We start from the raw sequence: 14,054 nt of genomic DNA, 5'->3' as shown, positions 1-14,054 counted from the left end.
GGACCCGCGATCCTCGTGGCCGGGGTGCCGGTGGACATGACGTTCCACGATCTGCGGCGCACCTTCGCCAGTACGGCGCTCGCCGAGGGGGTGCCCATCTCCGAGGTGTCCCGGTGGCCGGGCCACAGGTCCATCACCACGACCGTGGACCTGTACGGGCATCTGGTCCCGGAGGCGTCCGAGCGGGCACGGACGGCGCTGGACAACGCCTTCGCCACAGCGGCCGGAGCCGCGCGAATGTGCCCCCGATGTGCCCTCGGGGCGTTCCGGTCAGGTACGCGATTCGGCTCAGCTTGCTGTCGCCTTCACGTGAACCGATTGGTGCCACTCCAGGGCCTCGGGAGTATCCCTGTACTCAAGCAGGTGCTGGCCCGCGATCTTCTGCAGCAGGTCCCTGACGTCGGCGGGCGTGGCGTGGAAGAACTCGCGGCGGAGGTTGACCTTGTTGACACGCCGGTCGTTCAACGCGGCATGCAGCCGCCCCTCAAGCCCGACCGCGTCGTCACTGAAGATCAGCGCGTGGGTGTCGAACTTGAACGGCACCGAGGCATCGCCCAGCTCCCGTACACGGTCCTCGGGCTCCAGACGACGGGTCATGCCGATCTTGACGACGTTCTCACCGAACGCGCCGATATTGGAGATCACGTACACGTAGCCAGCCCGGACGTTGGCCTCGCGTGCCTCGACGTCGCTGACCGCCGCGCCGATCTCCTCCAGCTTTGCCTTAAGCTCCTCCGCTCCGGCCTCATCCCCCTTAGCCAGCAGCTTCGACAGCGCGGAGCGGTAATGGGCCTCCTCCTTACGAAGCCTGGCCTTCTCCCGCTCGAACTCCCGCCGCGCGGCCTCCTCCTCACGCTGCTGCTCCCGCTGAGCACGGGTACGCTCCTTCTCCTCCTCCTGCTTCGCCAGGTAATCCGCGGTCAACTCCAGCTCATAGACCCGCAACCGGTGGTAGTCACCGCTGACATGGATACTCATCGTCTTGCCGAGCTTGACGATCATCTCCACCGCCTTCTCCAGACGGTCGACAGCCGACTGCAGCTTGTACGGGCGCATCGTGCGCACACAGTTATCGGCCTCAGCGTTGTAGGCACGCAGCATCAGCTTGGAGAAGTCACGCACCATCCGGCGCCCCTCAGCCGCTGACCCGTTGACCTGCCAGTTGGTAGAGCCCAACACCGCCTTGCCGTCCTTGGACAACTCCTTGATGCGGGCCTTGACCTGCGCCAGCCGCTCCTTGTAGGCCACCGCGTCACTCAGCGGGTGCCGATACTCGTAGACACCGGCCTCCTGCAACAGCGCGGTCTCCTCCGTCTGTACAATCTGCCGCTCGACCTCGCGCAGACGCCGCGTGGCATCCCCGACAGCGGTCTGCAGTCCCTGGTGTTCGGCATGCAGCGCCTCGATCATCGCGGAGATGCGCATGGCGTCCATGCCACCCAGCCGCTCGACCCATGCGCGCAACTCGGCATTCTCCGCCTCCAGCTTCTTCTTGCCGCCGAACAGCCCTCCGCTACTGCGCTCCGGCATCGCGGGGACAGGAGCGGGAACTGGAACGGGCTGCGGCTGAACCGGAGGTACAGAAGGCGGCGACGGCTGCATAGGAACCCAGAACTCCCAGCCAGGCGGCGCCGGAGGCCACGACGGATTCGGCTGCCATCCCTCCGGAGGCCGCCAGCCCACAGGAGGAACCGGCCATCCAGGAGGTGAATTGAACCGGTACTCCATCGTCACGCCCTCCTCGACCATGTCTCTCGTCGCAACACATTCCACAAGAAGACAGCCGCCTCGGCTCATTGGTTTACAACACCCCAACAATTCGCAGGGACGCCCACCAACGGTAGATACCAGGCGCGGAGGATCAAATAAGGATCTCTCCCACCCCGTGACCGGTGGATTTTAGAGCCTCATGAAGGCGCACACAAAATAGGTTAATTTCGGACTTGTGGTACAAGTATGGCAAAATATCCAGCAACTTCCCATAAGGTGCATAATTCTCGCTCGACACGAGGGAGTCGGATGGGATAAAACACCTCTGGACTTTTCCCGCGATTGGCCGGCACTCGCCGCGCTTCCCTCCTGAACGGAGCCCGGTGAATCAGCACATGCCGGCAACCGCTGCTCTCCGACCGCTCACCGTTGAAGATCCGCCACAGATTGGTCCGTATCGCCTGGTGGGACGTCTCGGAGCAGGCGGTATGGGAGTCGTCTTTGCAGGCATTGACGCTCTTGGGGTTCGCGTAGCCGTCAAACTCATTCATGCCTCATACGCGAGCGACTCGGAGTTCCGCGCACGATTCACTCGGGAGATCTCCCTTCTCGATCGCGTCAACGGCGCCTGCACTGCGCGAATCCTTAACTCTGACGGGAACGCGGCCCGGCCATGGCTGGCTGCCGAATACGTACCAGGCCCAACGCTTGAGAGCCATGTCAGAACTCACGGTACGCTCCAGGGTGACGCGTTGTTCGGGCTCGCAGCCGGACTCGCCGAAGCATTGATGGCCGTGCACACGGCAGGTGTGGTTCACCGTGACATCAAGCCGTCGAACGTCATCCTTTCGCCGAGCGGTCCCAAGCTCGTCGACTTCGGCATCGCCCGCGCGCTTGACGCGAGTGTTATGACCCGCACCGGTACTCTCGTTGGATCGCCAGGATGGGTGAGCCCCGAAGAGTACAGCGACGCACCAGCCGGGCCGCCCGCCGATATCTACGGCTGGGCGATGCTGGTTGTATACGCGGCCACCGGCGCTCCGCCTTACGGGACCGGGCGCCCGGAAGTCTTGGCACTCAAGGTGCTGAACGAAACCATCGACACCTCTATGCTCCCCGACCTCCTACGTGGCTTGGTCGATAGAGCATTGGCCAAGCTCCCCGAGACACGCCCCTCCTCGCACGAACTATTGGACATGACCGCTGAAGCCTGGCGAGCGCACCAAGGAACCCAGGCGATCGACAGTTTCGAGGCGTCCGACAGTGTCACGGCTCGGTTGGACCGAACGTGGGTTCTTCCCATCGAAGATCTGAGCTGGCCTGCCGTACAGGCTGCGACACGGAAAGCCCCAAAGGGGCGTCGAACAGTTGCGGTGACCGCAATCGCCGTTGGACTCGCGGTGGTCATCACCCTGAAGGTGCTACCAGGCGATACAGATGAAGGGAAGCAGCAGATCGACATCGTCGCCGTCCCGACCAGCCATCCGAATTCAACGAGCGTAAACCTCACATCGACGCCCACTGCTACAACAGCCGTGAAGACCGAGTCTTCGCCGCCCCAACCAGCCCCGCCACCGAGCACGATTACAGAGTTGGCCGCCGCGATCGAGCTCGCCCTGGAGACCACCCCGGCCGGGACGTTCAGCTTCGAGGGAGGATTCACTCAGAGCGATGCTGGCGGAATGGCCACTGGGCGGTTCATGAACCATCTGGCGTACGATGATCTCGACCTAAAGATCACGACTTACGAGGGTTTTAGCCATCGTTATGTGATCCTGAGCAAGACGGTCTATCCTAAGAACCAGGGTTCGGATGGATCACCCATTGAGAGAATAAGTTCGGCAAACCCGGACTGGTATGGGCTTGTCGTTGCCGGTACGGCTGGTCCGTCGATCATCCGGGAGGTCGTCGCCAACTCCGCCCGGTTGAAGCGCAAGGGGCGCAACTACTCCGGGACTCTCGCCATCGAGGACACCAACGGCCCGCTTCGACAGTTACTCAACTCATGGACGGGTGGCGACATCGCCAAGAAGAATGCCGACTCGTACATCACCTTCAAGCTCGCCATCGACAATGAGGACCGACCGAAGAAGTTCGAAATCGCCTGGTATGTACCAATAACCGATGTAGAAATCTACAAGTCGGTCTTCACGACAACCTACAAGAACTGGACAACTAGCCACAAGATCAAGCAATCGTAGCGGCGGGTGCGCTGATCATGGCCCAGCCGGGTGAGCAGGATGGTGTGCACAAAGCGCTATCGCCGCCATGATTGAGCCAGCGGCGAGAGGTTTTGCCGAGGGCGCTTCAATCGGGTTGCCGCCACACAGGGGCCCTTCAGGTTCCGCGGCCACACCGGCTGCTTCTGCGATCATCACGCGTTCCTGCTGGCCACCACGTTGGCCCGAGTCGATGGCATCAACGCCGACATCGCCACCCTGGATCACAAGATCACCCAGCAGATCTCGCCGTTCACTGCTGCTGTCGAGCGCCTGGGTGAGGTTTCAGGGATCGGCCTGATCACCACGCACGCGATCATCGCTGAGATCGGCCTGGACATGAGCCGCTTCCCCACCGCTGCGCATCTAACCTCCTGGACGAGGTTCGCGCCAGGAGTGAAATAGTCGGCCGGCAAGCGCAAGGGGAAGAACACCACCAGGCACGGCAACCGCTACCTGGCCCGCACCCTTGGCGAAGCCGCGGTCGTCATCGGCCGTACCGACACCTTCCTGGGCGAGCGCCACCGACGGATATTCCGGCGTAAGGGCAAGAAGCGTGCCATCGTCGCGGTCGGCCGCTCCATCCTGGTCATCATCTGGCACCTGCTATCCGATCCCGATGCGCACTTCATCGATCTCGGCGCCGACTTCTACGCTCGGCGCACCAACTCCGATCAAAGGAGCGCAACCGCGTCCGCGAGCTCGAAGCCCTCGGCTACGCGTCACTCTCGAACCTGCCGCCTGACCAGTACGGCCCGCACGACCCCGCTCCGCATCACCTCATGAGGTTCGCTGCCGCGTGCCCAGCGAATGCCTGATTTTCGGATCAGGAGAGTGAGCGGAGTCGCTACACCATATGCCCTGACTTGCAAAAACACGGTCGTGATCTCGTACAGCAAGCTTGATCATCCCGCGCATGCCCCACGTCAGCCGCTGACTACGGCGATCACATCATCCAGTAGACGACCGGTAGCAGCGACAAACCAGAAGTTCGGCCTGCGGCTAATTCCAAGCGCGATACGAGGGCCCAACTAAGCGCGACAGTGACTCCATTTGTTGATCTTGAGGATCTTGATCGCGCACGTGTTTGGCTTCTGGATCAAAGATTGTGGAGCGATGACGCCTTTCGCTGGAACTCGACACGTCCAGCTCGAAGGAAGCCGAGGCCTCGATTACCCTCGAACCTGATCACCTGAGCGCACGTGCTGGTTCGCCAATCGGACGGAAATTATCCTAGCCAGGTCGTACCATCTCGGCTTATCAAGGCGCGACGGTCGAAGGAGGCCTATGACGCCATTTTTAGAGGAGGCGGACGAGCCAGGGAGCGGACCCGTTGCGGCGGATGTGTTCGCCATCGGCTCCGACGGGCTCAGCGTGCACGAGTCCTCTTTTCCCGCACGCGTGGCGGCGTTCCTGAGGTTCAGCCCGGTGATCGAAGCCGCGCAAGCGGCTCACCGCCGGGACTGGCCGGAGGGAATCTATGACATCGTCACTCTGGCCTTAACCGCCATCGATCTGGTCGTGGCGCGACAAGGCTTCGAGTTCGAAGCCACCCGGCAGGACGTGGTGGACGCGCTGTCGGTGCTGTCCAGGGTGGCGGCTCCGGAACGCCCGGTCTGCGAGCACACGGACGTCGCGATGTTCGTGGTGGACGCCCTGCTGAACCGGTCGAGTGGCCAGGCCCCCTTCCGATACGTCATCAGCGACTACTCCGATTATGAAACCGGTCACCGGCAGCGTGAGGTCCCCTTCTCCCTCCTGGTCGAGCACGATCATGGGTCGCGCGACGAGAATGTGCTCCGTGCCACGAAAGACGCCATCAACGCCTTGGTCGGCGGCCTCGACTTCGATGTCGAAGACGAGCAGGTCGCCACGGAGCTGGTGCTGGAACGGCAGCTGGCGCGCAACGCGTTCGACGCGGCGTTGAAGTCCGCAGAACGAGCCCGGCTGCTGTCGGTCAGCCTCGCGGAAGAGCTGGACCGGCTGCTAAAGCAAACGCGCCGTGATCTGCGGATCGTGGAGGAGGAATGGGCCGCGACGGTACCGGACAGCCTGGAGGCTGCTCGCAAGCACATCAGGGAGCGGCTGAACACCGAACGGCACCTGCTGGGGAAGGTCCGGGAGGCGCTGGTGAACGGCGAGGCGAAGCTTCTTACGTCCGGGGTGCGGATCGCTCAGCTGCTGGAGGAATGCCAGCGCCGCCACGAGTCATTGCATCATCGGGTCATCGCGGCTCGAGGGGTGTTCCTGGAGGAGCAGGAACGCCAAGCCTTCCGCCCGCCCGCGTTGGTCAACTTGCCGGATCCGCAGCAGGAGATCCTCCTGCCAGTCCTGGAGCTGGGCAGCGCCGAGGCGGGCACTATAACCGAGCGGTTCCTGATCGACATGGCGGGCCCCCGTACCCCGCGACTGCCCCGCCTCTATCGGCTGATCAACGACTTGTGGACGCGCAGCGGCGGCACCGCCGCAGGCGAGCGGGGCGACGATGAGACCGAGCTCGCCGACCTGCCGGCACCACTCATCCAGGCAGAGGTCGTCGATGTGGCGATCCGCGCCGTGCGGAGCGTCGGCCTGCCCGCCCGGCTGTCCCGGCTGCTGCACGCCTGCCTGAACGATGCCCAAGCCCCATCTCCTCGTGTCCGCCAGCAGGGTGCCGAGGTCCTGAACCTGGCCGTGTTGTGGGCTTTCTCCCCCGAGGACGCCGACGATGAAGGCGGCCAGATGGCCGATGACCTGATGGCCCGCATCCTGGGAACGCGCACCGCCGTCGACATTGACGGCACACCGTTGCAACTGCCCGAGTGGGACGGCGACGACGTCATCGTCGCCCCCGACGCCGATGCCCTCGCCGATGCGAATCCGGTCCCGATCAGCAGGAAGTCAGCATGAGTCTCATCGACACCGACCACACCGATATAGGCCTCCTGGTGTCGTTCGCGATCCGGCCGACTCAGCGGCCCGGCCGCAACCCCGACTACCAGCGGGTTCTCAGTCGCTACCGGACCGAGCTGGAGTTCAAGACCGCTGCGAACGCGATTTTGCACGGCTTGGGTGCGCGGGTTCTGTCCGACGGCGACTTCGGGCTCATTCTGGGTATCGAGCCCGAGTCTCCGCTGGCCTTCCGAATCTCCGACCTGCCCTACACGGGAAAGCCGGAGAACAAGCTGTTGGCCGGTCTGGTTCTCACCGGCCTGGTCGCGTTCGCCTACCCCAGTACGCAGGAGCTCGACGACGACCGCGTCCGGCGTATCTCAGCCAGGGACCTTGATGCATGGCTGCGGGAGTTGTGCGAGCGATTGCGCTCTCACGACGCCGCCGGCGACGTCATCCCCGAGGAGGGGCTGGACGAGGCCTGGCGGACCTATCTGGCCTTGCCATCGGTGCATTACGGGGAGGCCGGCCGCGGCTCCGGCAAGTTGACCAGCCGCTGCACCCGCTATTGGGTGCAGACGATCCTGACCTGGCTGACAGGACAGGGTATGGCCCGTGTCGACAGTTCGGCCGAGGACACCTGGACGCTGACCGAACGCTTTCGGGTGCACGCTAAGGAGGTCGCTCTCGAGCGTGCCTACAGTTTCATCGCCGAGTTGCACCGCAGAGAGGAATCCCGCGGATGACCTATCAGCTCGCGGCGCTGCGGTTTCGGACCGTGGGCGAACGTTCCGCCCGATTCACCGATCTTCCGCTCGACTTCACCGCGCCGGTCGACGGCGCCGCCGTACCTCAGGACTCGGTCGTCTGGCTGCGCAACGGCGGAGGTAAGTCAAGCATCCTGTCGCTGACGTACGCGCTCCTGTTGCCGCACGCCAACGACTTCATGGGCAGGACCGTGCAGCGCAGCCTCACCGACTACGTCGACACGGGCGATACCTCACACGTGATCGCGACATGGCAGCCTCATGACACCAGCCGGACCCTGCTGGGTGACCCGGAGGAAATCCTCGTCACCGGTGTGGTTCATGAATGGTCGGACTTACGCAAGCCCGTGAAGGCCGCCGACTCTAAGGACAAGCTGAGCAGCTACTTCTACGCCTTCCATGCCGTCTCCGGCGTTTTGGAGCCGGACATGTTGCCGTTCTGCGACGCTTCGGGAAGCCCCAGGCGGCTGACCGGGTTCCTGGAGGAGCTACGCGAGCTGGCCAAACCACATGCCCGGCACGCGAACCTGGTGGTGACCGACAAGCAGCACGTCTGGACGAAAGCGCTCCTAGACCGGCATTTGGATCCGGAGATCTTCCGTACACAGAAGCAGATGAACCACGTCGAGGGCGGCGTGGAAGACCTGTTCAAGTTCCCCGCTGCCAAGGACTTCATCAACTTCCTGCTGGATCTGGCCACCCAGCCGGCCGCCGCCACCAGCGTCGCGGCCCGGCTCGCGAGCGTCACGGCCCTGCTGGCGGCCAAGCCGCAGAAGATCGAGGAGCGCGACTTCTGCAGCGCCGTCGCCGACGATCTGAGCGACGTCGCCGCCAGCTATGAGCATGTGCAAGCCGCTGCCGGTGAACTGACCGCTGTCACCACCGCCGCGGAGGTCCTGGCCGCATCCTTCACCGCCGCAGTCGCCGCCGCAGAAGAGCTCCAGGAGAGCCTGAAAACACAACTGACGGTGTTCGCAGAAGCCCGCACCGCGGCCAACAACGATCGCTCCACGGCCACCGACCTGGCCTACCTGTACCGGAAGGAAGGCGCCAGGCTGCGTCTGGCCGAGGCCGAAACCCAAGAGCAGGAGGCGGGCCAGAACGTCGACCAAGCACGAGCTCTGGTGCAGGCCTGGGAGACCACCGTCCAGCTTGCCGCGTTCGCCGAACTGGAGTCACGCTTGGCCCAGGCCGAGATACTGGCCGCAGCCGAAGAAGCCGAGATCGCCCCACTCCGCGAAGAACACGCCCGGCATGCAGCCCTGCTGCGAAACCGTCTGAACGCGCTCGCCGAAGAAGCCGATTTCGCGGCTGACCTGGCCGACGAGCAGAAGGAGACCACGGGGGAGGCCCTCACGAAACATGGAGAGCTGGAGGAGCGAGCGCGAACCGACAAGACACAGGCGACCACCGACGAATCCCAGGCTCAGACCCAGCTCGACATTCTCGATCAACGCCGCAGGGACGGCGTCGCCCGCGGTCACCTGCCCAGCCACACCATCCCGCTCCAAAGCCACCTCGACATAGTGATCACCGGGCGCGCCGGAGTCGATCGGCAGCTCAAGGAACTGGCGTCACGGTGCGAGGACCGCCGTGCCCGCCGTACCGAGATCACCAACAGGGACGCCGCCCTGGCGGGCGAGCACAGCACCACCGACGCGACGCGCACCCAGACAGTCGAGCGGCACGCCGATCTAGATGCCAAATGGGCTGAGCTGACCGGTTCTGAACGGCTGCGCGGGCTGGCTGAGACCGCCGGTGATGAGACCGTCGACCTGTGGGTCGAGGGGCCGATCCTGCTGCGCCGGTTGAGCGACGCGGTCATCACGGCGGACGACGAGCGCATCCTGCGCAGAGCCGAACAACACGCCGACAGGAGGAGCATCGAGGCGCAGGAACGCAACCAGGTCCTGCCATCCAGCCTGGACGCCGAACGCATCGAACGCGAGCTCCTCGACGCTGGCGTACCCGCCCAGACCGGCTGGGCCCATCTGCGCTCGGTCATGCCCGCTCACCACCTGATGACTGCACTGAACCTGCCTGAGATCGCCCGGCTCGGTTGTGGAGTGGTGGTCCCGACCAGCCGGGTCGCCGACGCGATCCAGGCCTTGGACTCCTGTGCAACTGTCACAACCTCGCTCATCGGGGTCTACTCCGCCGAAGCCGCAGACGTCCTGGTCCGGGGCGGGATGGTGTCGGCGGACTCTCTAGCCGCCGCGGCTTGGACCCGGCTGCAACCGGGCTTGGTCGACCAGACTGAAGCAGAGGCAGCGGTCCGGCTGCTCAAGGAACGCGCCCACGCCCACACCCTCAAGGACCAGGATCTGGCCCGGCAACGCGCGGCCGACGACGAGCTCCGCCGCCAGATCACCCAGTTCCTCGACGACTGTCCCGCCGGACACCTGGCCATCCTGAGCGACGAGATCGATCGGCTCGACCGCAAGCTGCAGGCCATCGACGACGAGCAGGAGGACAACAGAGTAGAGCTTCAAGGCCTCGATGACGGCGACCGGCTGGACGATGCCCTTCGTGACATGCTCAACACTGATCTTCGCAAAGCGAACGCCACCATCGACTGGCTTGAGGAGTTCGCCCTCGTCTTGGCCGATGCAGACGGCTGGCGCGAGCAGCTGACAGCCGCGCAAGAGCGCGGCGCCGACGCGGACCGTCGCGCCCGCCAGCACAACGCCGACGCCCGGCAAGCCCTCCTTGAGACCAAGCAGTGGGAGGTCACCGCTGAAACCGAACGCCGCAGAGCGGCTGACTACCGGTCAGAGCGCGACAGCCTTCCCGACACCACGACCGATCCACTGGACGTGCATGGGGATCCGGCCACACCTCTGGATGCTCTGCGCCGCTGCCAGCAAGACGCACTCAAGGCACTGGAAATCCGTGCCGCCCAATCGGTGCTGGCTGACCGGGTGCAGGGCCTCGCCCGGCAAGTCGCCGACGCCAAGCGCGAAGTCATGCAACGGCCTGCCGCCGATCGCGCCACCGCCGGGCGATTACTTGCCTCCCCCGAAGGCCAAGAGCCGCATCTTCGAGCCGCCGCCCTCGCCCGCGCCCAGCAGGATTCGGAAGCGGCGACCGACGAACGCGGCGCGGCCAGGAATCAGGTGAAACAACGTGGTTCCGAACTCGAGGCGATCGAACGGGTCTATCGGCAGCCGCCACGCCGTACCCTACCCGTCGTCCCGACCAGTTCCCAGGAAGCCGATGCCCTCGCCGCCGAGCAGGAGCTCCGCAACCAGGGGGCGCAGGAACGGCTCACCCAGGCCGAAGGCCTCATCAACGGCGTCGAGCAGCAGACTTCGCAAGCCGAGCACCGCAAGACGCTCCTCGGCACGCTCCTGGAATCACTCCCGGATCCGGGCGAGCAGCTCGCGGAGCCGTTCGCCGAAGACGAGGACACGGCGCGCACCCGATCCCGGCAGGCCAGGGATATGGTGAGCACCGCGGCCAAGACCCTCACCGGCACCGAGGTCGGCCTCAACACGTCCATGGACCGGCTCCGGCGCACGGCCGCTCGCTTTACGGGGATCTCCGGGCCAATGAAGGACCGAGTGGCGAACGATCCGCCCGCGCTTCTCGGCCCGCACGCCGACGAGCTGGGCGGCAAACTGCGGCTGCGGGCGCAGACCCTGGCCGGCGAACTCGGTGCCATCGCCCAGGACCAGGCCATCCTCAGCGAGGCGCTCGCGCACCTGGTGAAGGACAGCCTTGACATGCTTGGCAAAGCAGAGCGCGCCTCCCACATGAAGACCGGCTCCGGGTCGTGGGCCGACAAGAAGGTCCTGCGGATCAGCTTTGACCGGCCCGGTGACGCCGACCTAGTCGTCTACGCCGAGAGAGTCATCGACAGGCTCGTGGAGAAGGGGCTCAAGCCCGAAGGCATGCCGCTGTTGAAGGCCGCCGTTCACGAAGCCGCAGGACCTCGAGGTTTCACCGTCAAGGTCCTCAAACCCAGCGACGATACCACCGGGACCACCGAGGACATCAGCCGCCTCGCCAAGTGGAGCGGCGGCGAGAAGCTGACTGTATGCGTCGCGCTTTATTGCACCCTCGCCGCGCTACGCGCTGCGCACACCGGCCGCAAGGGACGTTCCGGAGGGGTCTTGCTACTCGACAATCCCATCGGCCGGGCTTCATCCGCCTCCTTGATACGGCTGCAGCGCGATGTCGCCGCCTCACACGGCGTCCAGCTCATCTACACCACCGGAGTGAAGGACCCGGCTGCCGTGATCCAGTTCCCCAACGTCATCCGGCTCGACAACCGGGAAGGACGCACCCACAACCGCCGCTACATCGTCCCCGAAGCCAGTTATGTCACCGGCATCCGCGTCGCGCACACCGACCACCCGTGGGACAGCGCCGAATGAACCAGCCGATGTCACCGCTCGCCGCCGAGCTCGCCCGGCTCGTCATCCGGTTCCGCGGCAAACGGATCCCCGTGACCGATCTATTCGATGAGGCCAGCAGGTTCGATCCTGGGTTGGTCGGCGATGCTGAGGGACTGGCCAGATTCCGTAGCGCCCTCGGCGAACTCGAGAATGCTGAGAGGATCACGCTGCCGGCGCCGAGATCGGCTACCGGCTGGGATCGTCGAACCGTTCCCGCCATCCCGTTCTGGGTCATGCGCGTCGAACCGCTGACCGTCATGCGCCCGTCTCATTCTCCGCGTGTGTGGCCTCATCTGCTCGAAGCCGCCGGGGCCATCGCCACCAGAGCCGACGAACGGAAGGTCCTCGATCGAATCGCCACCTGGATCCGCGACGATCCCTCCCCCGAGTTCGTCCCCGTCCAGGAACGCTCCCTGGAACTCTTCGACGACGAGAAGGCCATCGACGGCTACCTGAACAACCGGCTCTTCACCTCCGGTGCTCTCACCCTGGAGCTACTGGCCTGCTTCCCGCCCGCCTTGCCGTTCGTATCCCAGCACGTGCCGGGCGCCGGACCTACCGGACTGCTCGTGCTGGAGAACCGCGCCACCTACACGTCCTTTCTCACCGCCCTGCGCGACCTAGATCCAGCGGCGAGACCCGACCTGCACCTCGGCTGGGGCCATGGGAACGGCTTCGTGCAAAGCGTCCTGAGCATCCCCTTGCTCGAACCGGCTCCCAACGTCGTGCATTACTTCGGAGATCTCGACCTCGCCGGGCTTCTCACCGCAGCCAATGCCGCCGCGCAAGCTGCCGCCGCAGGACTTCCGATGTTGCGTCCGGCTTCTTCCTGTTACCGGTTTCTCCTGGATGGACCGTCACGCTGGCGGAGCAACGATGCCAGCAACCAGCGCACCAGCACCGACTACCCCACGGTCTGCTCCTGGCTGCCTCCGGCGTTACGCCCGCGGGCGGTCGAGCTGCTCTCCACCCGCCTGCGTGTGCCGCAGGAACGGCTCGGTCTCAAGACGCTGCGTCGCCACCCACATTTCTGGGATGGCTTCGCTGCAGGCGAGCGGTGATAACTCAGAACATCGAGATCTGATCCACCTTGCGGCCTGGCCTGCGGTGATCTCTTAGAAGGCGTTCTGAGCTGGACTTCCGGCGTTCACTGGTTCTCATCGTTCCGTAGTGCTTCTTGTGTTCATGGGCCCTGTGCTCCAGGCTTGGGCCTCCACGGTCGCGTCCACTCCCGGCGAGCTTCCTTGGGCTGCTCACGGCCCGGGGTACCGCGATCATGCTGGCAGTCCTTACCGTGCGTGCTTTTGCTCTGACGATTCTCATACTGTCGGGTCTCATACCGTCGGGTGCGATTCTCCTTCCGCGGTAGGGCATGGCCGGGTGGACTGTCACGGTCGTCGACGCGGCTGTTCCTGCGGAGCCAGGTCCTGCTTCGGCGTTTCCGGACGTTCGACACGGGTGGGGTTGCCGCGTACGAGCTCATCGTGGACGCGCCAGCGGGCGGTGGTGACGGCACGCCCCGCCGTCTCGTCGCCGTCCTCGATACGCTGTCGCAGCAGCCGCATGGCGATGCGGCGGTTGAGGCTGAAGTGCCGCTCGGTGTCGACCACGACGACGATCCCCGAGGGCCGGTGGGTCGCCCGTACCGCCGTGCTGGCCTTGTTCCGATGTTGACCGCCGGGGCCGCCGGTACGGCAGGCGACGATGTCGACGTCCGCCTCCGCGAACGTCGTGCGCGGGGTGTCGACCTGGCACGGTTGGGCGATGACGTACCAGTTCTTCCGGCCCGTGCCGGCCCGGTATGGGCTGGGGGCCTGCCAGCACAGGGTTCCGGTCCACGAGGCGGCGAACGCCTCGGCACCGGCTCCCGATATCTGGATCAGGACCGATCGGTAGGTATCGGGCCGGTCACCGGGAACGGTCTGGGCCCGACGGGTTTCCAGGTTCTGCCGGGTGGCGTCGGTTTCCAGGCGGCGCAGCAGCCGGGCCAGTGCCCAGGCGCACTCCTGCGGGCCGCGCCCGGCCGACAGGAGCAGGTGGACGCTCACCGCCGGCCTCGCTTGCGGCGCTGGTCCCGCTGGGGTGCG

Annotated in this window: 8 protein-coding genes and 1 pseudogene; 7 read left to right on the top strand and 2 right to left on the bottom strand. The window is 65.0% G+C overall.

Translation table 11 applies throughout. The features are described 5' to 3' along the window. Nucleotides 1-36: 36 nt before the first annotated feature. Nucleotides 37-153 (top strand): annotated as a pseudogene (locus ACWDS7_RS38680) (tyrosine-type recombinase/integrase); the annotation flags it as partial. Between the two features lie 135 nt (nucleotides 154-288). On the opposite strand, the gene ACWDS7_RS38675 reads toward ACWDS7_RS38680, so the two are convergent. Then, nucleotides 289-1,530 carry a DUF4041 domain-containing protein gene (locus tag ACWDS7_RS38675; RefSeq protein WP_451933305.1) on the bottom strand — a complete coding sequence of 414 codons (1,242 nt, stop codon included), beginning with the start codon at nucleotides 1,528-1,530 and terminating at the stop codon, nucleotides 289-291. Between the two features lie 563 nt (nucleotides 1,531-2,093). Here ACWDS7_RS38675 and ACWDS7_RS38670 point away from each other — a divergent pair. From ACWDS7_RS38670 to ACWDS7_RS38645, 6 genes are all read left to right on the top strand, one after another. Then, nucleotides 2,094-3,911, top strand: a complete 1,818-nt coding sequence (locus tag ACWDS7_RS38670) for a serine/threonine protein kinase (RefSeq protein WP_451933304.1) — start codon at nucleotides 2,094-2,096, stop codon at nucleotides 3,909-3,911. Between the two features lie 198 nt (nucleotides 3,912-4,109). Continuing rightward, a complete protein-coding gene (locus tag ACWDS7_RS38665; RefSeq protein ID WP_451933303.1) occupies nucleotides 4,110-4,334 on the top strand; it encodes a transposase in 225 nt (74 codons plus the stop codon). 882 nt (nucleotides 4,335-5,216) lie between these two features. After that, nucleotides 5,217-6,818 (top strand): hypothetical protein, encoded by a 1,602-nt coding sequence (locus tag ACWDS7_RS38660; RefSeq protein WP_451933302.1) that lies wholly within the window; start codon nucleotides 5,217-5,219, stop codon nucleotides 6,816-6,818. Continuing rightward, nucleotides 6,815-7,546 carry a hypothetical protein gene (locus ACWDS7_RS38655; RefSeq protein ID WP_451933301.1) on the top strand — a complete coding sequence of 244 codons (732 nt, stop codon included), beginning with the start codon at nucleotides 6,815-6,817 and terminating at the stop codon, nucleotides 7,544-7,546. Before ACWDS7_RS38660 ends, ACWDS7_RS38655 begins: the two co-directional genes overlap by 4 nt. After that, nucleotides 7,543-11,946 carry a hypothetical protein gene (locus ACWDS7_RS38650; protein ID WP_451933300.1) on the top strand — a complete coding sequence of 1,468 codons (4,404 nt, stop codon included), beginning with the start codon at nucleotides 7,543-7,545 and terminating at the stop codon, nucleotides 11,944-11,946. Before ACWDS7_RS38655 ends, ACWDS7_RS38650 begins: the two co-directional genes overlap by 4 nt. Continuing rightward, entirely contained in the window at nucleotides 11,943-13,028 is a 1,086-nt protein-coding gene (locus ACWDS7_RS38645) for a hypothetical protein (protein WP_451933299.1), read from the top strand. The genes ACWDS7_RS38650 and ACWDS7_RS38645 overlap by 4 nt, the downstream gene beginning before the upstream one ends. Before the next feature lie 327 nt (nucleotides 13,029-13,355). On the opposite strand, the gene prfH is transcribed toward ACWDS7_RS38645, so the two are convergent. Continuing rightward, on the bottom strand, nucleotides 13,356-14,054 hold a 699-nt coding region (gene prfH / locus ACWDS7_RS38640), incomplete at its 5' end, for a peptide chain release factor H (RefSeq protein ID WP_451933298.1).

Source organism: Streptosporangium sp. NPDC003464 (assembly GCF_053588315.1).
The sequence above is the reverse complement of the archived record's forward strand: the minus strand, read 5'-3'. Positions and strand labels throughout refer to the sequence as shown.